This window comes from Terrabacter aerolatus, assembly GCF_007991735.1.
Classification (GTDB): domain Bacteria; phylum Actinomycetota; class Actinomycetes; order Actinomycetales; family Dermatophilaceae; genus Terrabacter; species Terrabacter aerolatus.
The window spans coordinates 1-24,361 of the sequence record NZ_BJYX01000009.1 but is presented as its reverse complement, the minus strand read 5'-3'; the positions used below and the strand labels follow the sequence as shown (position 1 = coordinate 24,361).

Annotated in this window: 22 protein-coding genes; 13 read left to right on the top strand and 9 right to left on the bottom strand. The window is 73.6% G+C overall.

Annotation, left to right across the window (positions count from 1 at the left end):
* Positions 1–115 precede the first annotated feature (115 nt).
* Positions 116–958: a sigma-70 family RNA polymerase sigma factor gene (locus TAE01_RS09990; RefSeq protein WP_147066001.1), complete on the top strand. Its 843-nt coding sequence runs from the start codon at positions 116–118 to the stop codon at positions 956–958.
* Between the two features lie 9 nt (positions 959–967).
* On the opposite strand, the gene TAE01_RS09985 is transcribed toward TAE01_RS09990, so the two are convergent.
* On the bottom strand, positions 968–1,729 hold the full coding sequence (locus tag TAE01_RS09985) for a GAF and ANTAR domain-containing protein (protein WP_147065999.1): 762 nt from the start codon (positions 1,727–1,729) through the stop codon (positions 968–970).
* A gap of 127 nt (positions 1,730–1,856) precedes the next feature.
* Between TAE01_RS09985 and TAE01_RS09980 the strand changes: the two genes are divergently transcribed.
* The 5 genes from TAE01_RS09980 to TAE01_RS09960 all read left to right on the top strand — a co-directional run bounded on the left by TAE01_RS09980 (position 1,857) and on the right by TAE01_RS09960 (position 7,629).
* The gene (locus TAE01_RS09980; RefSeq protein WP_147065997.1) at positions 1,857–3,227 is read left to right on the top strand and encodes a cation:proton antiporter domain-containing protein; all 1,371 of its coding nucleotides are present in this window, start codon (positions 1,857–1,859) and stop codon (positions 3,225–3,227) included.
* A gap of 199 nt (positions 3,228–3,426) precedes the next feature.
* Positions 3,427–4,518 (top strand): glycosyltransferase family protein, encoded by a 1,092-nt coding sequence (locus TAE01_RS09975; protein WP_147065995.1) that lies wholly within the window; start codon positions 3,427–3,429, stop codon positions 4,516–4,518.
* The gene (locus TAE01_RS09970; RefSeq protein ID WP_147065993.1) at positions 4,518–5,600 is read left to right on the top strand and encodes a glycosyltransferase; all 1,083 of its coding nucleotides are present in this window, start codon (positions 4,518–4,520) and stop codon (positions 5,598–5,600) included. Before TAE01_RS09975 ends, TAE01_RS09970 begins: the two co-directional genes overlap by 1 nt.
* A complete protein-coding gene (locus TAE01_RS09965) occupies positions 5,597–6,688 on the top strand; it encodes a glycosyltransferase (RefSeq protein WP_147065991.1) in 1,092 nt (363 codons plus the stop codon). Before TAE01_RS09970 ends, TAE01_RS09965 begins: the two co-directional genes overlap by 4 nt.
* Positions 6,685–7,629: a glycosyltransferase family 2 protein gene (locus tag TAE01_RS09960; protein ID WP_147065990.1), complete on the top strand. Its 945-nt coding sequence runs from the start codon at positions 6,685–6,687 to the stop codon at positions 7,627–7,629. Before TAE01_RS09965 ends, TAE01_RS09960 begins: the two co-directional genes overlap by 4 nt.
* Positions 7,630–7,681: 52 nt before the next feature.
* Here TAE01_RS09960 and TAE01_RS20510 read toward each other — a convergent pair whose 3' ends face one another.
* Positions 7,682–8,209, bottom strand: coding sequence for a universal stress protein (locus tag TAE01_RS20510; RefSeq protein WP_186815143.1), 528 nt, complete (start codon positions 8,207–8,209; stop codon positions 7,682–7,684).
* A 181-nt stretch (positions 8,210–8,390) separates the two neighbouring features.
* On the opposite strand from TAE01_RS20510, the gene TAE01_RS09950 reads away from it, so the two are divergent.
* The 5 genes from TAE01_RS09950 to TAE01_RS09930 all read left to right on the top strand — a co-directional run bounded on the left by TAE01_RS09950 (position 8,391) and on the right by TAE01_RS09930 (position 13,028).
* Entirely contained in the window at positions 8,391–9,062 is a 672-nt protein-coding gene (locus tag TAE01_RS09950; protein ID WP_186815142.1) for a hypothetical protein, read from the top strand.
* A 1-nt stretch (position 9,063) separates the two neighbouring features.
* The gene (locus TAE01_RS09945) at positions 9,064–9,567 is read left to right on the top strand and encodes a pyridoxamine 5'-phosphate oxidase family protein (protein WP_147065984.1); all 504 of its coding nucleotides are present in this window, start codon (positions 9,064–9,066) and stop codon (positions 9,565–9,567) included.
* A 131-nt stretch (positions 9,568–9,698) separates the two neighbouring features.
* Complete coding sequence (locus TAE01_RS09940; protein WP_147065982.1) at positions 9,699–11,417, top strand: sensor histidine kinase; 1,719 nt, start codon at positions 9,699–9,701, stop codon at positions 11,415–11,417.
* A complete protein-coding gene (locus tag TAE01_RS09935) occupies positions 11,393–12,217 on the top strand; it encodes a response regulator (protein ID WP_147065981.1) in 825 nt (274 codons plus the stop codon). Before TAE01_RS09940 ends, TAE01_RS09935 begins: the two co-directional genes overlap by 25 nt.
* A 253-nt stretch (positions 12,218–12,470) precedes the next feature.
* Entirely contained in the window at positions 12,471–13,028 is a 558-nt protein-coding gene (locus TAE01_RS09930) for a copper chaperone PCu(A)C (RefSeq protein WP_147065980.1), read from the top strand.
* On the opposite strand, the gene glsA is transcribed toward TAE01_RS09930, so the two are convergent.
* Both glsA and TAE01_RS09920 read right to left on the bottom strand, forming a co-directional pair.
* Entirely contained in the window at positions 13,025–14,068 is a 1,044-nt protein-coding gene (glsA, locus tag TAE01_RS09925; protein ID WP_147065978.1) for a glutaminase A, read from the bottom strand. The two genes, TAE01_RS09930 and glsA, sit on opposite strands and share 4 nt — an antisense overlap.
* Before the next feature lie 63 nt (positions 14,069–14,131).
* Positions 14,132–15,649: a leucyl aminopeptidase family protein gene (locus TAE01_RS09920; protein WP_246111252.1), complete on the bottom strand. Its 1,518-nt coding sequence runs from the start codon at positions 15,647–15,649 to the stop codon at positions 14,132–14,134.
* Positions 15,650–15,768: 119 nt separating this feature from the next.
* On the opposite strand from TAE01_RS09920, the gene TAE01_RS09915 reads away from it, so the two are divergent.
* On the top strand, positions 15,769–17,574 hold the full coding sequence (locus TAE01_RS09915; protein WP_147065976.1) for an SLC13 family permease: 1,806 nt from the start codon (positions 15,769–15,771) through the stop codon (positions 17,572–17,574).
* Here the strand turns inward: TAE01_RS09915 and TAE01_RS09910 are convergent.
* The 5 genes from TAE01_RS09910 to arsB form a co-directional block, all read right to left on the bottom strand.
* Entirely contained in the window at positions 17,549–18,544 is a 996-nt protein-coding gene (locus TAE01_RS09910) for a lysylphosphatidylglycerol synthase domain-containing protein (RefSeq protein WP_186815141.1), read from the bottom strand. The genes TAE01_RS09915 and TAE01_RS09910 overlap by 26 nt on opposite strands.
* Positions 18,545–18,652: 108 nt before the next feature.
* Complete coding sequence (locus TAE01_RS09905) at positions 18,653–18,859, bottom strand: DUF8691 family protein (RefSeq protein WP_147065972.1); 207 nt, start codon at positions 18,857–18,859, stop codon at positions 18,653–18,655.
* A gap of 96 nt (positions 18,860–18,955) precedes the next feature.
* Positions 18,956–21,988, bottom strand: coding sequence for a winged helix-turn-helix domain-containing protein (locus tag TAE01_RS09900; RefSeq protein ID WP_186815140.1), 3,033 nt, complete (start codon positions 21,986–21,988; stop codon positions 18,956–18,958).
* A gap of 350 nt (positions 21,989–22,338) precedes the next feature.
* Positions 22,339–22,761, bottom strand: coding sequence for an arsenate reductase ArsC (locus TAE01_RS09895; RefSeq protein ID WP_147065969.1), 423 nt, complete (start codon positions 22,759–22,761; stop codon positions 22,339–22,341).
* Positions 22,758–23,891 (bottom strand): ACR3 family arsenite efflux transporter, encoded by a 1,134-nt coding sequence (gene arsB / locus TAE01_RS09890; RefSeq protein ID WP_147065967.1) that lies wholly within the window; start codon positions 23,889–23,891, stop codon positions 22,758–22,760. Before arsB ends, TAE01_RS09895 begins: the two co-directional genes overlap by 4 nt.
* Before the next feature lie 132 nt (positions 23,892–24,023).
* On the opposite strand from arsB, the gene TAE01_RS09885 reads away from it, so the two are divergent.
* The coding region (locus TAE01_RS09885) for an ArsR/SmtB family transcription factor (RefSeq protein WP_147065965.1) at positions 24,024–24,361 on the top strand (338 nt) is incomplete at its 3' end.

Genomic DNA, 24,361 nt, shown 5'->3' with positions numbered 1-24,361 from the left:
GAGGGACTTCTCGCCCGACCATTGCGCGACGGCCCGGCGTCGTGGCACTGTCGAGACGTCTGAGCGGTCCAACCACAGCGCCGACTCCGTCATCCGACACTCCCGGAGATGAGTCATGGCGCCGTCCGCCCACCACCCCCGACCGTCCTTCGCCGAGCGTGACGCCGAGACGTCCGAGCTCTTCGACCAGCTCGCCTCGAGCACCACCGAGCAGGAGTCCGAGCACGTCGTCGAGCAGATCGTGCTCCTCTACCTCGACCTGTGCACGACGATGGCGGGTCGCTACGACGGCCGGGGCGTCGAGCACGACGACCTCGTCCAGGTCGCCCGTCTCGCCCTCGTCAAGGCCGTCCGGCGCTACGAGCCGGGGCACGCGCCCTCGTTCGCCGCGTATGCCGTCCCGACCATCTCGGGTGAGCTGAAGCGCTGGTTCCGCGACCGCGGCTGGGTCGTGCGGCCACCGCGCCGGCTCCAGGAGCTCCGGGCCGACCTCCAGACCGTCCGGGCCCGGCTCGAGCAGGAGCTGGGCGCCACCCCGACCGACGCGGACCTCGCCCGTGCCGTGGGGGCCACGGTCGACGAGGTGCGCGAGGCGACGTGCGCCGCGACCGGCTTCCGACCGCTCTCGCTCGACTGCAGCACGGCCGACGACGACCGCCCGGGGATGTCGGCGTTCCTCGCCGCCGACGACGAGCGCCTCCAGGCCGCGGACGACCGCGTCTGTCTCACCGAGGCGCTCACCGCCCTCGACGACGACGAGCGCGAGCTGCTCCTCATGCGCTACGTCGAGGGCATGACCCAGCGGGAGATCGGGCAGGCACGGGGCGTGAGCCAGATGCACGTGTCGCGCAGCCTCCGGCGGATCACGGTCCGCCTGCACGACCACCTGGCCGATCGTGCAGCGGAGGCCGTGGCCGACGCCGAGCTCGAGCCCGACCGGATGAGCACGGCCTCCTGAGCCGGGTCGTCAGTCCGCGACGTCCTCGCGCTGGCGCCGGTCGCCACCGATCGGGGGCAGCGCACCGGTGTCGGAGACCTGCAGGGCCACCTCGTGCAGCTTGCGGTTGGCGTTCTGGCTCGCCATGCGCAGGAGCCCGAAGGCCTGGTCCCGGGTGACGTGGTGCCGCGCCATGAGGATGCCCATGGCGACCCCGATCTCGCGGTTGGTGACGAGCGCCCTCTGGAGGTTCTCGACCTGGAGCTGGTTGGCCGACAGGGCCACCGCCAGGGCACCGTGGGTGGCGAGCATGAGCCCGACGAGCTCGGCCCGTTCGTCGAACGCCGCCACCTCGTCCGCGTAGATGTTGAGCCCGTCGATGGTGTCGCCCACCTCGTGGCCGAGGCGGTAGCTCAGCATGCTGAGCAGGCCCAGCTCGCTCGAGACCTTCGCGCCGTACTCCGGCCACCGGTCGTCGTGGCGCAGGTCCTTGGGGCGGTAGAGCGTGTCGTCGACGATGGCGTCGAGGCAGGGCCCGGATCCGAGGGCGTACTGGATGGCATCGGCCCGCCGGGCCAGGTCGTCGGTGGCCGCCACGGTGCGGAACCGCCCGTGCTCGTAGCTGGTGATGCTCGCGCAGCGGGTACCGGGCACTCGCTCCACGGCCAACCTGGCGAGCGCGTCCAACGTCGCCGTCGGGTCCATGGACTCGAGCTCGGTACCCAGGCGGGCGAACGACTCGGCGACCTCTCGCAGCTCCTCGTCCGCCTGCTGCCGCTGGTCCCCACCCATCTCGACACCACCTTTCGTCGTTGTCGACCGTAGACCCTCGGGCCAGGCCGGGGCGAGCACGATCGGTGCGTCGCTCCGCCGGGTAGGTCACACTGAGGCCCAACCCGAGGAGTACCCGCGTGTCGTCATGTCCATCAACCTGATCTACCTCATCGCCGGAGTCGCGATGTTCCTCGCGGCGGTGCTCCCCTCCGTGCTCGACCGGTATGCCGTGTCGGCGGCGATGGTGCTCCTCGTCCTCGGCATGGGCATCGGTCTGCTGCCGCTGCCCGCCGGCATGCGACTGGACCCCGTCGCCATCCGACCGCAGGTCGAGCGGGTCACGGAATTCACCATCCTCGTCGCCCTCATGGGCGTCGGCCTGGCCATCGACCGGACGTTCACCTGGCGCAGCGGCTCGGCGTGGGCGACGTGGTCACCGACGTGGCGGCTGCTCGTCGTCGCGATGCCCCTGACGATCGCCTCCGTGGCCCTGCTCGGGTGGGGCCTCGGCATCGCTCCCGCCGCCGCGCTCCTCCTCGGCGCCGCCCTGGCGCCCACCGACCCGGTCCTCGCCAGCGACGTTCAGGTCGAGGGGCCCCGGGTCGAGACCGACGAGGAGGCCGCCGAGAACGAGAGCGCGGACGGCGACGACCGCCCCGCCGAGGCGGCGCTCGGCGAACCGGTCGACGAGAAGGACGACGTGCGCTTCGCCCTGACCTCCGAGGCCGGCCTCAACGACGGGCTCGCCTTCCCGTTCGTCACGGCCGCCGTCCTGCTCGCCTCCGCCGGAGGTCTCTCCTCCGTCGGGTCCTGGGGTCTGCAGTGGTTGGCCTGGGACCTCGTCGGCAAGGTCGTCGTCGGTGTCGCCGCCGGTGTCGCGGTGGGCTGGGGCCTGGCCAAGGTCGCCTTCCGGTCACCCCGCAGGTCGCTGCGTCTCGCCGAGCAGGGCGAGCCGCTCCTCGCGCTCGCCGCGCTCGTCATGACCTACGGGGTCAGCCAGCTCGTCGGAGGCTACGGCTTCATCTCCGTCTTCGCCTGCGGGATGACGCTGCGGGCAGCGGAACGCAACCACCGCTACCACCGCTCGATGCACGAGGTGGTCCAGCGGCTCGAGCGGCTGCTGACGCTCATCATCCTGCTCATGCTCGGCATGAGCATGACCAAGGGCGTGCTCGACGAGCTCGACTGGCGAGGCGTCGTCATCGCGCTCACCCTCGTCTTCGTGCTCCGTCCGACCGCCGGCTGGCTCAGCCTGCGCCTCAAGGCCCGCGCGCAGGGTCTCCCGGGCGGGCTCGGGCGCAAGGAGACGCTCGCGACGGCGTTCTTCGGGGTGCGCGGCATCGGCTCGCTCTACTACCTCGCCTTCGCGGCAGGCGAGCACCCGTTCCCCGAGGAGCGCTGGCTCTGGTCGACGGTGGCGTTCACGATCCTGCTGTCGGTCATGGTCCACGGGACGCTCGCGACCCCCGTCATGCACTACCTCGAGCGGCGACGCGACCGCGCCGGGGTCGCCTGACCGCACTGACGGCATACGGCACGGTCGACCGGCCGCAAACCTCGCAAACCTCGCAAACCTCGCACGATCCGGCGGATCGGTGTCATCGAGAGGACGCGGGGGTATGGGCCCTACGGAGGCTCCAGCCCAGCGGCCCCCAGACCCGCGCCGGCGCCCCCTCCATCGGTGCGTCGGGCGGTGCGCACCGAGAGGCACCCGGTTGAGTCCCGTCATCGCATCCGTCCCCGCAGGCCATGTCTACGTCCGGCACCTCTCGCCCCCCGATGGCGACACGACGGTCCGCCGGCTCCCGGACCCGCGGCCGCGCGCCGACGTCCCGGACGCGCAGTGGTGGCCGCCGAGGATGCTCGAGCCCGGGTGGGTCGACGAGCACGCGGGCGAGTTCGACGTCATGCACGTGCACTTCGGCTTCGACGCGGTGTCGCCCGACGAGCTCGCCGACGTCGTCGCGAGCCTGCGTCGCCACCGGCGCCCACTCGTCGTCACGGTTCACGACCTGCGCAACCCGCACCACCACGACCGTGCGCTGCACGACGCCCAGCTCGGTGTCCTCCTCGACGCGGCGGACGCCGTGCTGACCCTGACGCCGGGGGCGGCGGCGGAGATCGAGTTGCGGTGGGGCCGCGCGGCACGCGTCGTCCCGCACCCGCACGTCGTCGAGGAGCCACGCCTCTCCCAGCCCCGGGTGGCAGGTTCGGGCTTCGTCATCGGGGTGCACGCGAAGAGCCTGCGGGCCGGGATGGACCCGCTGCCCGTCATCGAGGAGATCGTCGCCACGCTGCCCGACCTGCCCGGCGCCCGCCTGCGGGTCGACGCGCACACCGACGTCATGACCCCGGGCCATCCCCGGCACGTCACCGACCTCGAGCCACGGCTGCGCGAGCTCGCCGCCCGCGACGAGGTGGACCTGCACGTGCACGACTACTTCTCCGACGACGAGCTGTGGGACTACCTCCAATCGCTCGACGTGTCGGTCCTGCCCTACCGCTTCGGCACGCACTCGGGCTGGCTCGAGGCCTGTCACGACCTCGGCACGACCGTCGTCGCGCCGGACTGCGGCCACTACGCGGACCAGGGGCCGTGCCTGCTCTACGGCGCCTCCGGAGCCACCCGGTCGACCGGCGAGGGCGGCGCGCCCCCGCTGCGCGAGGCGCTCCTCGCGTCCCACCGGGACCGCCCGTCGTGGCGGGCCGACCCCGCCCAGCGCCGCCGCGAGCGCCACGAGATCTCCCGCGTCCACGAGCAGGTGTATGCCGCAGTCCTGGCCGACGTCGCGAGCCGGAGCGCCTGATGCACGTCGCCGTTCTCGGGTCGTCGAGGCACCCGATCGCCGAGCCGTTCGCGGGCGGCCTGGAGTCGCTGACCTGGCACCTGGTGCGAGGCCTGCGCGAGCGCGGCATCGAGGTGACCCTCTTCGCGGCACCCGGCAGCGACCCGGCCCTCGGGGCCCTCGAGCTCGACATCGTGCCGCTGCACCTCAGCGACTCGGCGCGCGCCGACGTGTCGATGGTGCCGGAGGCCTGGCTGCGCGAGCACGACGCCTACCTGCAGGTGATGGTGGCCCTCCAGCGCCGCGACGACGTCGACGTGGTGCACAACAACAGCCTCCACCACCTGCCCGTGGCCATGGCGCACTCGCTGCGCGCGCCGGTGCTGACCACCCTGCACACCCCTCCCACCCCGTGGCTCGAGCCGGCCATCGCTATCGACGCACGATCGCGCCAGGTCGCGCGGCACGGGCACTTCGTGGCCGTCAGCGACCACACCGCCCGCGCGTGGTCGCACGTCGCTACGGCCTCGGTCGTGCACAACGGGGTCGACGACCGGCGCTGGGTCGCGGGGCCGGGCGGCGACGACCTCGTGTGGGTCGGACGCATCGTCCCCGAGAAGGCCCCCCACCGGGCCATCGCCATCGCCCGTGCCGCGGGTCGGCGGCTGCGCATCGCCGGCCCCGTCGGTGACGTGGACTACTTCGCCCGGCACGTGGCCGGCGAGCTCGGCGACGACATCTCCTACGTCGGCCACCTCGACACCGACGGCCTCGTGGCGCTGGTCGGTGCGAGCGCCGCCATGCTCGTCACGCCGGACTGGGACGAGCCCTACGGCCTCGTGGCCGCCGAGTCGCTGGCCTGCGGCACTCCGGTCATGGCCCTCGACCGTGGCGGCCTGCGGGAGTTCGTCGTGCCCGGCGTGGGCATCCTCGTCCCGCAGGACGCCGGTGACGACGACGCGGCGCGGGCCGTCGCACGTGCTGTCGTCCTCGACCGGGCCGCCTGCCGTGCGCACGCCGTGGTCGCCTGCTCCGTCGACCGCATGGTCGAGCAGTACGTCGGCCTCTACCGTTCTCTCACCGAGCTGTCCGATGCCGCGTGATCGGCTACTACGTCCACCACCAGGGCCTCGGCCACCTCACCCGTCTGGAGGCCCTCGTCGAGCACCTGCGCTCACCGGTGACGGGGCTCAGCTCTCTACGACGGCCGACGTCCTGGGAGCAGGGGTGGGTGCAGCTCGACCCTGACGACACGATGCCGCCGGCGGAGGCGGCGGCTGCCGACCCGACCGCGCACGGGGTGCTGCACTGGGTCCCACGACACGACCGGGGACTCGCGAGGCGCGCCGCTGCCGTGACGGAGTGGATCGACCGCGCCGATCCGGTGCTCATCGTCGTCGACGTGTCCGTCGAGATCGCCGTGCTGAGCAGGCTCAGTGGGGTGCCGGTGGTCGTGCTCGCGATGCCGGGCGTCCGGACCGACCCGGTCCACGCCCTGGCCTACGAGATGGCCGACGCCCTGCTCGCGCCCTGGCCCGAGACGGCCCACACGGAGAGCTGGCCGGCGCACTGGCGCGCGAAGCTCTGGGCCGTCGGCGGCCTGTCGCGCTTCGACGGCCTGACACCCTCGTCCGTCCGACGGGTCGCACCTGTGGCCCACGCAGGGCCCGCCCGCCTCGACAACCCGGCGACGCCGACGGCGCCGACCGCGCCGCGACGGGTTCTGCTGCTGTGGGGCGGTGGTGGGCGCGGGACCTCGGCTTCGGAGGTTGCGAGCGCCCGCGCCGCCACGCCCGGCTGGGAGTGGGTCGAGCGAGGACCCGACTCGCCGTCGCCCGACCTGTGGTCCGAGCTCGCGGCGGCCGACGTCGTCGTGACCCACGGGGGCCAGAACGCGGTGGCCGAGGTCGCTGCGGCACGTCGGCCCGCAGTCGTCGTGGCCCAGCCGCGCCCGTTCGACGAGCAGGTGGCCACGGCGCGGGCGGTCGAGCGCCTGGGCGTGGCGGTCGGCGTCGACTCGTGGCCACAGGCGGACCGCTGGCCAGGGCTGCTCCACCGGGCCGTCGCCCGTGGCGGTGACGGGTGGCAGCGGTGGTCCACCGGTCACGGCGCAGCGTCGGCGGCCGTCCGGCTCGACGCGCTCGTGGCGCACCACCGTCCGGTGACGTCCTCCGGAAGAACCGCGTCGTGAGCGGCCCGGACGGCAGCCTCGCCGTCGTGACCATCGTGCACGGCCGGCACGAGCATCTCGAACGCCAGCTGTGGGGGCTGCGCCGGCAGGACCATCGTCCCGACACCCATGTCGTCGTCGCCATGGACGACCCGGGCGTCGAGGCCGTCGCCCGCAGGCATCGCGGCGACTGGGACGTGCACGTGGCCGCGACGGCGCGGCGCGACGGTCACCTGCCCCTCGCCGCCGCCCGGAACCTCGGCGTCGACGTCGCCGCCCGGGCGGGCGCCGACCGGGTGGTGCTGCTCGACGTGGACTGCATCCCCTCGCGGGGGCTGGTGGGGAGGTATGCCGGCGTGCTCGCCACCCTGGGCCGACGACGCCCCGACGTGGCGCGGTCACAGAGCCCGTCCGGGCCCGACCACGAGCCGCAGCACGCTGTCCCCGTCGGCGCGCCAGTCCCGACGGTCCTCGCCGGCGAGGTGGCCTACCTGCCGCCCCCACCAACGGGTCGCGACTACCGCGACCTCGGACTCGAATCACTCGAGGTCCTCGCCGACCCCCACCCGGCCCGACCCGTCCTGTCCCCCGACGAGGTGCGTCCCGCGACGGACCTGCGACTCTTCTGGTCGCTGTCCTTCGCCCTCACCGTGCGCGACTGGCGCGCCGTCGGGGGTTTCGACGAGGGCTACGTCGGCTACGGCGGAGAGGACACTGACTTCGGGCAGCGCCTCGGCGCCGCCTCGGGCCGCCTGCTGTGGGTCGGCGGCGCCCGGGCCCACCACCAGCACCACCCGACCTCCTCGCCCCCGGTCCAGCACGTCGACGACGTCGTCGCCAACGCCAACCGGTTCGCCGAGCGCTGGGGATGGTGGCCGATGGAGGGCTGGCTCGAGGCCTTCGCCGCACGCGGACTCGCGGCCAGGACCACCGACGGGCGCTGGCAGGCCACCCCACGATGACCCCGGCTCGGTGACCACCGCGCCTGCCACCGCGACCGTCTGGACCGAGCCGTCAGCGGGCGAGGACCACGGTGCTCAGCGCGTGCTCGAGGACGGCCCGGCTGGTCGAGCCGAGCGACATCCCCGCGAAGCCGCCGCTGCCGGTCGCGCCGAGCACGACCTCCTCCGCCGCGGCCGAGAGGTGGATGAGCTCCTCGGCCGCGTGGCCGGAGAGCACCTTCTGCTCGATCTCGACGTCGGGGAAGTCCGCCTCGACCTCGTCCACGACCTCCCCGAGGTAGGCCGCGGTGGCCTCCTGCGGGTCGGTCGTGAACCACCACGGCGACGCGCCGACACGGTCGGGCGGCGCCAGCGGGTAGAGGTGCCACACCGCGACCGCGACGACGACGTCGCCCTTGGCGCGTGCGTCGGAGCAGGCCCACCGCAGGGCGATCCGGCTCTGCTTCGAGCCGTCCACCCCCACCACGATCCGGGCCCTCCGCCCGGGCACGCCGGCTCCGGTCACCGCCTCCACGCGTGCTGCCGTCGGTGTGACACCAGCAGCTGCCGGACCGCCGTCGGGGCGTGTCGTCTCGTCCATCGCGCTCACCTCTGCTCCCAGACTGCGCCGTGGCCGGCTCGCGCGGCAGGTGCATCGGTCCTGTCCGATCCGGGACCTTGGTCCCACGGTCGGCGCGACCTTCGGCCGTACCCTCACCGGCTCAGCCGCGTGCACCATCGACGCAGCGCCGCGCCCGGCGGCTACGACCTGGGAGAGCACCATGTGCACCGTCCTCATCACGTACTCCACTCCGCAGCCGCCCGGCGAGACCACGGCCGCGGCGACGGTCCCCACCGACGAGGCGGACCACCGAGCCACTCCGGCGCCCGGCCCGCTCCCCGCCGAACCGTCCTTCGCGGCGACCACGGCCGGCATCGACGAGGCGATCGCCGCCACGGTCGCCGACGAGCTGACCCGGGCCGGTCACCGCGTGGCCTGCCGCCCGAGCGTCGCCGTGACCACGACGAACGGCTTCGACCTCGTCGTCGCCGTCCACCACCTCCGTGTCAGCCACTCGAACGGTGGGCGCCCCCGTCACGTCGACCCAGAGGACCCGGAGGGGGCGGCGGGCCACGGAGCCGCCCGGTCCTCGGGCGACCAGCACCCCGACGAGGCCTCGACGATCCCCATGACGTGGTGCGCCGACTGGCGCGCCGTCGACGCCTGGGCACGGAGCGTCGGCGACCACCTCGTCCACGTGCTCGAGCTGCGCACCGAGCTGGCTCGCGTGCAGGCCGAGCTCGACCGCTGCCGCGCCATGCTGCGGGCCGCGACACCCGAGCCACGCGCGCTGTCCGCCGTCGAGCTCGGGCGCCCGACCGCCCGGAACGTGCCCCACGGCAGCCACCGCGCCCACCGGCCCGCCGCGGCGGCCCAACCGACAGGAGCATGAGATGACGACCTTCGACCGCCGGGTCGGTCAAGAACGGGCGTCGGCGCCGCGCGGTCAGCGCACGAGCCGAAGGATCAACTACGCCGACCTGGCCTTCGCGGAGTGCCAGGCGCTCCTCGAGTCGCGTGACATCGGCCGGATCGGCTGGAATGCCGGCCACGGGCCGCAGATCTTCCCCGTCAGCTACGCGTGCGTCGCGGACATGATCGTCTTCCGCACGTCCCCGTTCGGGGTCCTGTCCGAGCTGGTCCGGCCGACCCAGGTGGTGTTCGAGGTCGACGACCTCGACGCGACCCGTCACACGGGGTGGAGCGTCATCGCCCACGGACGCGGGCAGGCCGTCGCGTCGCCGGCACTGCTCACCCACCTGTGGACGGTCGACGGGGCCGAGCCGTGGGCCGGTGGGGTGCGCAACGTCTTCATCGGGATCACCGTCGAGCGCCTGTCCGGTCGTTCCTTCGGTTCCCAGCGGGTGCCCTCCGCGGCGCGCAGACCTGCTGACTGACGTCACAGCCCCGACCTCGCCACAACGCTCCCCCGCCGGCTGGGCCGGGCCTAGCCTTGGGGCATGACGTCGACGCGTGCGACGAACCGTCGGGCCCGGATTCCCCTGGGCACGGCCCCCGGGGCCGGCTGATGGTCGAGCGCGTCGCCGCGGCCCCACCGCCCGGGGCACCCGGCTCGGCGGAGGACCGTCTGCGCGGACTGCTCGCCGCCAACCGCTCCGTCGTCTCGGAGCTCGCCCTGCCCGCCGTGCTCCGCCGCATCGTCGAGGCGGCCCGCGACGTCGCCGGCGCCCGCTATGCGGCACTGGGGGTCATCGGCCCCGACGGTGGGCTCGAGCAGTTCATCCACGCCGGGATGGACGCCGCCACGGTCGAACGCATCGGGCACCTGCCCACCGGGCGCGGCGTCCTCGGAGCACTGATCGAGCACCCCGAGCCCATCCGCCTGCACGCCATCTCAGACGACCCCCGCTCGGCCGGGTTCCCCGCGGGGCACCCGCCCATGCGCGGCTTCCTCGGCGTCCCGTTGCGCTCGCGCGGCGACGTGTTCGGCAACCTCTACCTCGCCGAGCGGGTCGACGGCTCCGACTTCGGGCCCGACGACGAGGACCTCGTCGTCGCCCTGGCCGCCAGCGCCGGGGTGGCGATCGAGAACGCCAGGCTCTACGAGGAGTCGCGACGTCGGCAGGAGTGGCTGCGCGCCTCGGCGGAGATCAGCCGTGACCTGCTGAGGCCGGGCCTCGGTGACGCGGTGCTCGTCCGCATCGCCGATGCCGTGCTCCGGCTCGCCGACGCCGATGCCGTGACCATCGACTTCCTCGAGCAGGCCGACGGGGCCGAGCCGAGCCCCACCGCGCCCGACGACGGCGCGATGCTCGTCATCGAGGTCGCGCGCGGGCCGGGCACCGACGACCTGGTCGGCACGGCATACCCCGCCGGCCCGTCGCTCGCCGGCACGGCCATGCGGGAGCGACAAGCCGTCGTGGCCGACGAGAGTGCCACGGCCAACCTGACGCCCATGGTCACGGCCGGGACGTGCGGTCCGGCCATGGCCTGCCCCCTCGTCGGCGAGGCGGGAGTGCGCGGCGCCGTCGTCGTCGCACGTCGCGCCGGCAACCGGACCTTCAGCCGTGCCGAGGTCGAGATGGCCGAGCAGCTCGCCCTGCACGCCGCCGTGGCGCTCGAGCTCGCCGACGGACGGCGCGACGAGGCCCGGGTCGCCCTGCTCGAGGACCGGCACCGGATCGCGCGCGACCTCCACGACCACGTGATCCAGCGGATCTTCGCCACCGAGCTGACGCTCGAGGCGGTCACGGGACGGGCGACCGAGAGGTCCGTGCGCGACGCGCTGCGGCGGGCCGTCGACGACCTCGACGAGACGATCCGGCGCATCCGCACGACGATCTTCGAGCTGCAGGAGACACGGTCGTCCACCGACCCCCGCGGTGTGATCCTCGAGGTCGTCGCCTCCGCGACCGCCGGCCTCGACGTCGAACCGACGGTGCGGCTCGAGGGACCGGTGGCCACCATGGTCGACCCGCCGTTGCTCCACGACGTCACGGCCGTCCTGCGCGAGGGCCTGACCAACGTCGTCAAGCACGCGCGGTGCGCCGCCGTGGAGGTCCGGGTGGCGGTCACGTCGTCGTGCGTCACGGTCGAGGTCATCGACGACGGGGCACCGGCGTCGTCGGTCGGAGCGGTCCACCACGACCGCGACACGGCCCCGGACCGCCCGCACCGCGGTCTCGACAACCTCACGAGCCGGGCCCGGTCCCGGGGCGGCGACTGCACCCTGACGACGGACGAGAGGGGCACGGTGCTCGCATGGACCGCTCCGCTGACCACGTGACCACGCCGATCACGGTCTTCCTGCTCGACGACCACGAGATCGTCCGCCGGGGACTCATCGACCTGCTCGAGTCCCACGACGGCTTCCGGGTCGTCGGCGAGGCGGGCACGGCGGCCGAGGCGCTGCGTCGGATCCCGACGCTCACGCCGCAGGTCGCCCTGCTCGACGCGCGCCTTCCCGACGGGAGCGGCATCGACGTGTGTCGCGAGGTGCAGGTGAGCAGCCCGGGCACCCGCTGCCTCATCCTCACCTCCTACGACGACGACGACGCCCTCTTCGCCGCGGTCATGGCCGGCGCCTCGGGCTACCTGCTCAAGCAGATCCGCGGCCCCTCGCTCACGGAGGCGGTGGCGCACGTCGCCGCCGGGCACTCCCTCATCGACCCGGCCCTCGTCGAGCGTCTGCTCGAGCGCATCCGCCGGCCGGGCGACGACGCGGCCGACGCGAGCCACGACGCCGAACGGGCCGGAGCGGGTCACGGAGGGCGGCCGGGACACCCGGCACAGTGGTCGCCGGCGGACTCACTGACCGACCGCGAGCAGGAGATCCTCGGCCTCATCGCCGAGGGTCTGACGAACCGGCAGATCGGCGCTCGCCTGCACCTGGCCGAGAAGACGGTGAAGAACTACGTCTCCGGGCTGCTCGCCAAGCTCGGCTTCGAGCGCCGCACCCAGGCGGCGGTCTACGGTGCCCAGCACGGCCACGACCCGGGTGCCGGCACGCCACCCGGGACCCGGCCCGAGACCCACCACGCGACGCCGCACGGGGCCCGGCGCGCCGAGGGGCGCGGGCGGGCGTGACGGCATACGCCCTCGGGTGTCTGTAACGCATCGTCGCGAACGGCGATGGTGAGGGTGAGGCGGCACCCGATCCCCCGAGCGGGTGCCGTCTCGCTGTCCGCCGACGACCCGACGCCACCGCCGCCCCTGCTGGTTGAAGGGCGACGATGCCGCCACGTGCCCAGTACCCGACGGGGGCGGGCGCGAACAAGACGCCCCGGATCACCCCCGACGGGGGAGTCGCGCGGCGACCTCGGCTCCTAGCGTGGCCGACATGAGGCCCCGCTCGATCGTCGTCGCCGCTCTCCTGACCGCCGGCCTCGGGCCGCTCGCCGCGTGCTCGTCGCAGCCGGACGCGGTGCAGTCACGCATCACCGACCCCGCCCGGGGCACGAGCGTCAACGCGCAGGTGGGCAGCCTCCGCCTCCTCGCGACGCGCATCGACGCCCCGGAGGACCGCAAGCTGCTCGGCGGGTCCAACACGGGCCTGTTCACGACGCTCGCCAACGACGGCACGGCCGCCGACCGGCTCGTGGCCGTCAGCACGGTCTACGCGCGACAGGTCGTCATGCGCCAGGGCACGGACGGCGCCGAGGGCCCGGTCCAGGTCGACGTCCCGGCAGCAGGCGTCGTCTCGCTGCAGTACCCCGGCGGCCTGCACCTCGAGATGGTCGACCTCAAGGTCGACGTCCGGGCCGGGCGGCTGCTGCCCGTGACCTTCCGGTTCGAGAAGGCCGGCAGCGTCACGGTCAACGTCTTCGTCGACGGTTTCGGGTTGCCCACCGTCTCGCCGGTCTCGCCCGCCTCGCCCGCGGCCCCTGCGACGAGCTAGTCGCGGCGCGGCTCCACGACGTGCGGGTCGGCCGCGGAGGCGAAGACGTTGAGGCCCATCGACCGGCTCAGGGTCCGGGTGACGAGGCCGCCGCGGACGCTGTTGCCGGCCGCGTCGAGCGGCGGCGACCACACGGCGAGGCCACCCTTGCCCGGCGCCACCGTCACGACGGCACCACTGACTCCGCTCTTTCCGGGCAGACCGACCTCCCAGAGCCAGTCGCCCGACAGCTCGTAGAGCCCTGCGGTCGCCATGACCGCGAGCACCTCCGAGCACGTCCGAGCCGAGACGACCCGCTCCCCCGTGAGCGGGTTGACGCCGCCGTCGGCCAGCGTCGCCGCCATGACGGCGAGGTCGTGCACGTCGACGGACACCGAGCACTGCCGCGTGTAGAGGTCGGTCGCGAGGTCGGGGTCGCAGTGGAGGCGACCGTGGCTGTGGACCAGGTGGGCGATGCCGCGGTTGCGCAGGTTGGTGCCCGACTCGCAGGCGTAGACGTCCTCGTCGACGTCGAGGCGCCGCCCCGCGAACGCCGACAGCCCGTCGATGACGACGTCCCAGTCCTCGCACGCCCCGCCGTGGTGACCGCGCGCAGCGGCGATCTCGGGGACCAGGCTCGTCGTCGCGATGGCGCCGGCGTTGACCATGGGGTTCATGGTGCGGTGGTCGTGCAGCTCGACGGCCATGACGGAGTCGAACGGCAGCCCGGTCGCGTTGGCGCCCAGCAGGTTCCGTGCCCGTTCACCCCCGACCGCCTCCACGACGAGGGCGAGCACGAAGGGCTTCGACACGCTCTGGATCGAGAAGCGCGCGTCGACGTCGCCGACCTCGAACGCACGTCCTGCGACCGAGGCCACCGACGCCGCGCACGACGTGGGATCGGCTTGCGCCAGCTGCGGGATGTAGGTCGCGACGGCGCCGTCGACGACGTGCCGGTGCTGGTCGTATGCCGCCTGCAGCAGCTCGCGGACCGTGGTGTCCTCGGGCAGGTGCCCGGTCGACACCTGCCTGAAGACGCCCTCGCTCGACACGTCGCTCACGGCCCGCTCCGCGACCGTCGGCGGGGCACCACGGGTCGCCGGTCGGTCCCGGTTGCCGTCCGCTCACGCTCCACCCGCGGCAGGCCTCTCGAACGCACAGGCGAGCTCGATGAGCAGCCGGCTGCCGAAGCCGGTGGCTCCCTTGTTGCGCCAGCCGTCGGCCTCCGGCAGCTGCGCGGTGCCGGCGATGTCGATGTGCGCCCACGGCCCGCCGCCGACGAACTCCTCGAGGAAGAGGCCCGCCGTGATCTGTCCCGCGTTGGGGCCTCCGAGGTTGGTCATGTCGGCGATGGGTGAGTCGAGCTGCTTGCCGTAGGCGCGGTGCAGCGGCAACGGCCACACCGGCTCGTCGACGGCGTCGCCGGCCGCTCGCACCTGCTCGACGAGGGCGTCCGAGTTGCCCATGACGCCGGCGATGTCCACGCCGAGCGCGCGGAGGCAGGCCCCGGTCAGGGTGGCGATGTCGACGATGGCGTCGACCCCCAGCTCCACCGCGAGCGAGAGCGCGTCGGCCATGACCAGACGGCCCTCCGCGTCGGTGTTGCGCACCTCCACGGTCTTGCCGTTGCGCATCTGGAGCACGTCGCCGAGCTTCAGGGCCGACCCGGAGGGCATGTTGTCGGTGCACATGAGGTAGCCGGTCACCTCGGTCCGGCACCCGGCGTCGCGCAGGGCGGTCATCGCGGCGAGCACGGTCGCGGCCCCGGTCATGTCGTTCTTCATCTGCGCGTGCGACTCGTCGCTGGGCTTGATGCTGATGCCACCGGAGTCGTACATGATCCCCTTGCCCACGAGCGCGAGGTGGCCACGGGAGACCCCTTCCGGCACGTAGTGCAGCCGGATCATCCGCGGCCCCTCGACGCTGCCGAGGTTGACCCCCAGCAGCCCGCCGCAGCCGAGCTCGACGAGCTCCTCCCTGCCGACGACCTCGACCTCGAGGCCGGCCGGCGGTCCGACCTCCTCGGCCACCTCCCCCATACGGGTGGCGGTGAGCACCGCCGCGGGACAGTTGGCCAGGTCGCGACCGAGGGCCGCGGCGCGCGCGAGCACCTCACCGCGACGCACCCCCTCGAGGACCTCGTCGGAGTGCGCGGCCGGGGCGACGATGACGAGGCGCTCGAGCGCACCTCCGTCGTCGGCATCACTGATCCGGAACCGCCAGCGGCCGAGCAGGACCCCCTCGGTGACGGCGCGCGCGAAGTCGCGGGGAGACAGCCCGATCTCGCGCTCGGGCAGCTCGACGGCCAGGCGCGTGTGCTGGGGCACCGCCCGCGCGAAGGTGGCCGCCAGGTTGCGCACCGCAGCCTCGTCCACGTCGTCGGCGGCCCCGATCCCCAGCGCCACGAGGGCACGCCCCCCGCTGGGCAGCACGTGCGTCTGCCCGCGCCGACCGGTGAATCCCACTGCGGCGAGGGCGGTCGCGTCCTGCCCGAGGTCGCCCGGAGGGTCGGCGCCCTCGGCGACGGGCACGGCGACCGCGCCGACCTCGTCGGCGTCGGGCAGCTGCGAGACGACGTCGACGGCGGCATACGACCGGGTCGACGGGACGGGGTCCACGGTGCGCATGGCGGGAGTGCTCACGCCGGCTCCTTCCGGAGGCATGGGTCTGGGGTCCCTCCGAGCATGTCCGCCCGACGCTTCATCCCGATTCACCCGTCAGGGGTGACCGCGCCACGGGCCTGCACCCGGACGATGGGATCGTGAGCCCGGCCACCACGAGCCTGGTCGTGCTGGCTGCGACCGTCGCCCTGTTCGTCTGGAACCGCCTGCCCGTCGGTGGAGTGGCCGTGCTGACCTGCCTCACCCTCTACGCGACGGGCCTCGTCGACGCCCACACCGCCCTGTCCGGCTTCGGCGACCCCGTCGTCGTCTTCATCGCCTCGCTCTTCGTCGTCAGCGAGGCCATCGACTCCGCGGGCGTGACGACCTGGGCCGGCCAGCGCCTCATCGACGTCGTCGGGGAGGGTGCGGTGCGGCTCACGGTGGCGGTGCTCGTCCTCTGCGCGGTCCTCACGGCCGTCATCACCCTCAACGGCTCGGTCGCGGCGCTGCTGCCCATGGTCCTCGTCCTCGCCACCCGGATCCGGCGCCCACCGTCCCAGATGCTCATGCCGATGGCCTTCGCCGGCAGCGCGGGGTCCCTGCTCGCCCTGACGGGCAGCCCCGTCAACGTGATCGTGTCCAACGCGGCCGTGGATGCCGGCGCGCAGCCCTTCCGGTTCTTCGACTTCGCGGTCGTCGGGCTGCCGCTCGTCGTCGTCACCGTGGCACTCGGGGTGCTGCTCGGACCGCGGGTGCTGCCACGCCGGTCGTCGTCCCAGCCGGTGCGCGACCTCGGCCGTCACGCCAGCCGGCTCGCGGCCTACTACGAGCTGCACGACGGCTTCTACCGGCTGCGGGTGCGCCCCGGCTCCCCCGTCATCGGGGTCCCGGCGGCGCGGCTCGACCTCGCGGCCTACCCCGGCGTGACGCTCATCGGCGTCCAGGGGTCGGGCGGGCACGCCGTGACCGGGACGGCCGAGGTCGCGGACGACGACGTCATCGTCGTCAGCGGCGCCAGCGATGCGGTCAGCCGCCTCGTGTCCGAGCTGCGCCTCGCGGTCGCGATGCAGCCGATCACGGTCGAGAGTGCCGGCATCATGAGCCGCGAGGTGGGTGTCGCCGAGGTCGTCGTGCCACCCCGGTCGCCCCTCGTGGGCGAGACGGCCTTCCCGGGACAGATGCGTGAGGCCGACCTCGTCGTGCTCGGCATCCGCCGTCTGGGCAAGGACGTCGGCGCCACGCCGCTCGAGCTCACGGCCGGCGACAGCCTGCTCCTGCACGGGACGTGGACCTCCATCGAGGAGCTCGTGCACGACCGTGACGTGCTCCTCGTCGACTCACCCGATCTCGTTCGGAGACAGGCAGTTCCGCTCGGGGCGAGGTCTGGTCGCGCCGTCGTCGTGCTCCTCGCCATGGTGGTGCTGCTCGCCGTGGGACTCGTGCCGCCCGCCATCGCCGGCCTGGCTGCCGCGACGGCCATGGTGTTGACGAAGGTGGTGAGCGTCAACCAGGCCTACCGCTCCGTCTCCTGGCAGACCGTCGTGCTCATCGGCGGCCTCATCCCGCTGTCCACCGCGATCGAGACGAGCGGCGCCGCCGACCTCGTGGCCCGCCGGCTCATCGACGTCGTGGGACAGGGGCGTCCGTACCTGTTGCTCGTCGCGGTCTTCGCACTCACGGCGGTCGTGGGACAGGTGGTGAGCAACACGGCCACCGTGCTCATCGTCGTGCCCATCGCCGTCGCGGCGGCGCACGAGACCGGAGTCTCCGTCGCGCCCGTCCTCATGCTCGTGGCCGTCGCCGGCGCCGCGTCGCTGCTGACGCCCATCGCGACGCCGGGCAACATGATGATCATGGGTCCCGGCGGATACCGCTTCGGTGACTACTGGCGGCTCGGGCTGCCGATCCTGCTCGTCTGGATGGGCGTCGCCGTCACGGTCATCCCGCTCGTGTGGCGCTTCTGACCGCATCGGCGTCGGCCGCGTGCCGCCGACGCCACCGGGTGACGGTCACCGTGCCGAGCGCGAGTGGCACGAGCATCCAGCACACCCGGAAGACGACGAGACCGGCGACCGCGGCTGCCTCCCACGGGCCCTGCTCGAGGCCGAGGATCGCGATGACCGCGGCGTCGAGCACGCCCACGCCCCCGAAGGGCAGGGCGGTGAGGGGGTAGCTGATGAGCAGCGCGACCACGACCGTGACACTCGACGCAGCCGATGCCGGCACCCCGGCGAAACGCAGCGACAGCAGCAGGAGCAGCGCCTCGCTCAGGACGAGCCCGAACTGGCACGCCATGGCCCGGGACCAGCCGCGGCGCAGCACGTGCCCGGCCTGCCGCACGAAGCCGGCAGCCCGGTCGGACCACGCACCCGGATCGACCCGCGCGGAGAGTCGGTGCGCCCGGGTGGCGACCCACTCGGCGGCACGGGCGGCTGGACGCTCACCCCGCGAGGCGATGACGAGGGCCGTCAGCACGGCGAGGCTGACCGCCCCGCTCGAGAGCGCGGTCCATGCATACGCAGGCTCGGCCTGACCGGCCGCCACGGCGAGCGCCAGCCCGAGCGTCGGCGACCCGAACCTCGCGACGTAGTAGGTCAGGGTGTTGAGTGAGATGCCGGCGATGCCCTCCGTGGCCTCGACACCCCACGAGCGGAGCATCGCGATGCGCAGCACCACGTCGCCGGGAGGGGGCGCGACCGTCGCGACGAGGTTGGCGGACAGGTCGTTCGAGACGGCCCGGCGCAGCCCCAGCGAGGGGACGAAGACGGCGAGGGGGCCGGCGTTGAGGCACTGGCGCACCGCCACGACCGCCAGCAGGGCGAGCACCTGGAGCGCGCCCAGCTGGGTGACGGCGTCCCAGACGGCAGGCCAGTCCACACGGCGCACGACGCGGGCGAACCACCACAGCGCGAGCACCGCCAGGACGATCTTCACGCCGCCCCGGAGCAGTCCGCGCCGACCCCGGGGACCGGGGAGAGGCCCGGGCGGCTGGGGTGGCTCCGGCTGCACGGCCGCCGCCGACTCGTCTGGCACGGCAGGCGTTTAGTCCGGCAGCCTGCGCAGCTCGAGCAACGTGAAACCGAGGTCCTGGAAGCGGTCGAGGATGCCGTGCAGGTGCGGCGCGTCGACGACGTCGCCGTACATGACCGAGCCCGTCGTCCCCGTCGCGACGGTCGACTCCTCGAGCTCCGGGAACGCCGAGCGGGCGACGTCCGGGATGTGTTCGACCAGGATGAACTCGTAGCGCACGCTGCTCCCTCCGTGGGCGGTCCGATGCGAAGCTCCTGGCTCGATCGTGCCGCGCCGCCCGGATCGGGGCGTCACCCCGGGCGGGTGAGCGTCGTCCTAGAGCAGGCCGAGGCGACGGGCGGCGGCGACCGCGTCGCGGCGAGAGCCGACCCCGAGCTTCTGGAAGAGGGACCGCAGCTGGGTCTTGACGGTGTTGCGGCTGACGGCGCGCGCCTCGGCGATCTCGGCCACCGTGAGCAGCGAGGGCAGCTCGCGCAGCAGGCTCAGCTCGCGGGCGCTGAGAGCCACGTCGAGGGGCATCTCGGCCGGGGCGGCCGTCACCGCGCGGGCGCGTCCACGCAGCTCCAGCACGAACGGCTCGAGCTCCCCGAACCGTCCCGCTCCCGCTGCGAGCACGTCGGCGACCTCGGGCGCGACCTCGAGGACCATCCGGAGCGCGCGCTGGGGTGCCGCGAGGGTCAGGGCTTCGACGAGCTCCTCATGGGCCACGGTCGGCTGGAGGTTGCGGTGGGCCAGGACGGCCGCGACGAGGTGCGCCGTCACCCGGACGCGCAGGCCGGGGGTCCCGTCGTCGGGGGCGTCGGGTCCCCGTGCGGTGGCTCGGACGGCCGAGAGCACCCGGGCCGCGGCCGCGCGAGCAGACGCGTCGTCGCCCTCCCGCAGGTGGCGGACGGCCGTCATGGCCGCGACCTCGGCCGCACCACCGGGCACGCCTTCGCTCAGCTGCTCGATCTCCCGGGCGAGCCGGGGGAAGCCGGCCAGCAGGACGATGCGGTGGGCGCGGGCCAGCTCGCCGCCGGCCATCCCGGGGGTCATCGTCACCTGACCCACGCTCCTGGCTCCGGCGAGGACCCGCTCTGCGACGTCCTGGCGGACCCCCGGCTGATCGGCCGACTCGACGAGGTCGAGGTTGGCATCGAGCATGCGGACCAGGCGCGCGAGCTGCTCGAGACCGCGTGCGGCCGTCGACGCGGACGCCGGCTGCTCGCCGGCTGTCGGGGTGGCGGGGACCATCCCCGCCATCAGGGAAGCCACCGCCTCGAGCAGCTCGTGTGCCGTCCGGTTGCGTTCTCGTGCGGTGGCATCGTCGAGGACGTTGAAGGCCGCCCACGCGGCGAAGACGTGGGCCGGCAGCAGCCGTGGCGACCGGGCCCACTGGGTGCCCTGCGCCTCGACGAGTGCACGCTCGGACCACGTCGCCATCTCGACGAGGTCCTCGCGTCCCGCGGCCGCCGAGGCCAGCCCCACCATGGCCTGCAGCGCGGCCATCTGGTGACCGGCGCTCCGAGCGGTGTGGAGGGCCGATCGGTAGGCTGCCCTCGCCTCGGCGAAGCATCCCGATCCGAGGAGGACGTCGCCGCTGTTCAGCTCGTCGAGCAGTGCGAGGTCGGCCTGGACGTGCGGCACGCCGCCGGCCGGTCGCCCGTGCTCGGGCTGACCGGTCGAGGCGACGACGTCGTCCCGGACGTCGTCGGAGAGGGACGGGGGCGTCACGTCCGCCGGCCGCGGGCGCACCTCGGTCCACGCGCTCAGGGTCGAGCTCAGCTCTGCGGCCAGGCCCTCGGCGAGCCGCTCGGCACCGGTCGCGACCAGCCCCGTGGACCTATCCTCGGCGTCCGCGACACGAGCGGGCGCCGTGCCCACGAAGGAGAGCCAGCGCAGGCCGACGGCCAGGAGCCGCTCGAGCGGCAGGGCCGAGGGGTCGACGGGTTCGCCGCCGAGCGGGTCGGTGTCGTCGGTGAACCAGCTGCCCGGCCGCGTCACGAGCGCCACGAGCTGGCGACGGGCAGCCTCGGGGTCGGCGAGGTCGAGGCTCGCCAGCGCCGCGACGACCCCCATGACCGGGTCGTCGGCCCGTACCGTGCGCACCGCCGCCTCGACGTCCGACGCCCGCCCGTCGAGCAGCAGGTGGAGGGCGTGCTGGTGGATGACGTCGCTCATGAGGTCGAGGTCGCCGGCGGCCTCCGCGTGACGGAGGGCCTGGCCGGGAACGTCGTGGGCGGCATACCACTGGGCGGCCCGCGCGTGGACCTCGCGGGCGCCACGGGCGCTGCCGGCCTCGAGCATGGCGCCGAGGTAGCTGCGCAGGAGCACGTGGTACCGGTAGGTCGGCGTGCCGACCCGGTCGACCGTGACCATGGCGTTGTCGGCGGACAGAGCGTCGAGGAGCGCCCCTGCGTCGTCCCTCCCGGTGACCGCGGCGCCGAGGTCCGCCGTGAGGTCCTCGAGCACCGACGTCGACAGGAGGAACTCCCTCGTCGGCGCATCGAGACTGGCGAGCACCTCCTCGACGAGGTAGCCGGACATGGCCCGGTCGCTGCGGGCGAACTCCCGCAGGAAGGCGTCCGCGTCACGGCCCCGGGCAAGCGACACGGCGGCGAGCGCGACACCGGCAGCCCACCCCTCGGTGAGCTCCTGGAGGTGACGCACCTGCTCGTCCTCGAGGGCGAGGTCGTGCCGGGAGAGCAGCTCGCGGGTGTCGTCGAGGGAGAAGCGGAGGTCGTGCTCCCGGACCTCGACGAGCCGCTCCTCCAGGCGTAGCCGAGGCAGGTGCAGGCCCGGCTCGGACCGGGTGCCGACGACGACGTGCAGATGGGCGGGGGCCCAGCGGACCAGCAGCTCGACGAGGTCGAGGCAGCGCGGGTCCCGCACGAGGTGGAGGTCGTCGAGGACGAGCCAGAGATCGTGGGGCGCCGTGGCGGCCAGCTCGAGGAGCCCGGTGACGAGGGCCTGGCCGAGCACACCCGGCACGGTCTCGTCCGCGAGACCGGGCACGACCGGACTGATCCCGGTCCGGACCGCCCCGAGCAGCGTCTCGGCCATGACCTGTGGATCGTTGTCCTCACGGTCGAGCGAGGCCCAACCGACGAGGTCACCGCGCCTCTCCAGCTCGCCGGCCCAGTCGGCGAGCAGCGTCGTCTTCCCGGTGCCCACGGAGCCGGCCACGAGCACCAGCGTCCCGGCCCCGCGCTCGGTCGCGGACGGCAGGGCCGAAGGTGCCGGAATCGACGCCCTCCGCACCGTGCGCCCCGAGATGCCGGGCGCCCGGTGCTTGGGCGACAGCCGGGGCGTCGCCACCTCGTCACGACCGGAACGGGTGCCGGTCGTCCTGACGCGCCCCGAGTCCATGATCGTCAGCGCCCGTCGCCGGACCCTGTGCAGCTGTTCGGCGCCCGGGTGAGTCCGGGCACCGGATCGGTGCGGGGAAACGACGGTCCAGTGGTCATCACGGGCTGCTTTCGGGAGGGGTAGGCCTGCGACACGTTCGGGGCCGACCGCTCGACCGCCGGGCACCGCGCCGTGACGCGCTGACCGACCACTCAGCCCGATTTTCACGCTACCGTCGCGCGTCGCCGTCGGCACCGGTTTCGGGACGAGCCGGCCCGCCCGTCCAGATGATGGCCAACACATGCCGGCTGGGGCGGCGGGGATCCCGCGGTGGTGCCGGGGTGGTCCCGGGGTGGTCCCGGGGGGGGACGTCAGGCTCGTCCGCCGGGCGACGTCACGCCGAGGGAATCGAGCAGGTCGAGGACCCGGTTGCGGATCTCGTCGCGGATGAGGCGCACCGACTCGATCCCCCGTCCCGCGGGGTCCTCGAGCTCCCAGTCCTCGTAGCGCTTCCCCGGGAAGATCGGGCACGCATCGCCGCACCCCATGGTGATGACGACGTCGGACTCCTGGACCGCTGCCGTGGTGAGCACCTTCGGGGTCTCGGCCGCGATGTCGATGCCCGCCTCTGCCATGGCGGCCACGGCGGAGGGGTTGACCTCGCTGGCGGGCGCGGACCCGGCCGACCGGACCTCGACCGCTCCGCCGCCCAGGTGGGACAGGAACGCCGCGGCCATCTGGGAGCGGCCGGCGTTGTGGACGCAGACGAACAGGACGCTGGGACGCTCGCTCATCGCGTGACCTCACCGGCCGCGACGTCGAGCACCCCGGCAGGCCCACCGTCGACGAATCGCCGGCGCAGGGCGAGGCTGACGTAGACGAGAGCGACGAGCGCCGGCACCTCGATGAGGGGTCCGACGACGCCGGCCAGTGCCTGCCCCGAGGCGGCTCCGAAGGTGGCGATGGCGACCGCGATGGCGAGCTCGAAGTTGTTGCCCGCGGCCGTGAAGGCGAGGGTCGTGGTGCGCGCGTAACCGAGACCTGTCGCCGCCCCGAGCCCGAAACCGCCGCCCCACATCACGGCGAAGTAGACGAGCAGCGGCAGCGCGATGCGGGCGACGTCGAGCGGCCGCGAGGTGATCGCCTGGCCCTGGAGGGCGAAGAGGATGACGATGGTGAAGAGCAGGCCGTAGAGCGCCCACGGTCCGATGCGCGGAATGAACGTCCCCTCGTACCAGGCGCGCCCACGTCGCCGCTCCCCCACGCGCCGGGACAGGTAGCCCGCCACGAGAGGGACGCCGAGGAAGATGAGGACGGAACGGGCGATGTCCCACGTCGAGGCGTCGATGCCGGTCTGCTCGAGGCCGAGCCACCCTGGCAGGACGGACAGGTAGAACCAGCCGAGCCCGGCGAAGGCGACGACCTGGAAGACCGAGTTGAGGGCGACGAGCACGGCCGCGGCCTCGCGGTCACCGCAGGCGAGGTCGTTCCAGATGATCACCATCGCGATGCACCGGGCCAGCCCCACGATGATGAGCCCGGTGCGGTAGGCCGGCAGGTCGGGAAGGAAGACCCAGGCGAGCGCGAACATCAGCGCCGGTCCGACGACCCAGTTGAGCGCGAGGGAGCCGACGAGCAGGCGTCGGTCGCCCGTCACCGAGTCGAGCCGGTCGTAGCGGACCTTGGCCAGGACGGGGTACATCATGACGAGGAGCCCGAGCGCGATGGGCAGGGAGACCCCGTCGACCTCGACCCGCGACAGTCCGTCGCCGAGGCCGGGGACGAGGCGTCCGAGCAGGAGGCCGGCCAGCATCGCGAGGCCGATCCACACCGGCAGGAAGCGGTCGAGCGTCGACAGCTGCGCGGCGACCGGGTCGTGGCCGGAGGGCCGGGACGAGACGGAGGGGCTGGTCGGGTGGGTCACCGGAGTCCTTCGAACGCGGGGCGTGATCGCTGCTCTGCTGCATCGACAGTGGTCGATACTCCAACGTTGGCAGTCGCATCAGCGTGTGTCAATATGGATCGTCGTCGATGCCGGTGAACGGAGGGTGAACCCGTGAGCGTGACCACGCTGAGCACGACCCCGCAGGACCTGTCCGCGTGCGGCACGGGCCCCGTCGACGTGCTCGACCGCGCCGAGGCCGAACGCCGGGCCGCGCTGCTCAAGGCCCTCGCCGATCCCGTGCGCCTCCAGCTGCTCAGCATCATCAGCGCCGCCCCGGGCCGGGAGGCCTGCGTGTGCGACATGACCGAGGCCGTGCAGGTGTCGCAGCCGACCGTGAGCCACCACCTCAAGACCCTCGTCGACGCGGGCCTGCTCACCCGGGAGCGCCGGGGCAGCTGGGCGTGGTTCCGCCTCGACGAGGCGGGGCTCGCCGCTGTGCGCGGCTTCCT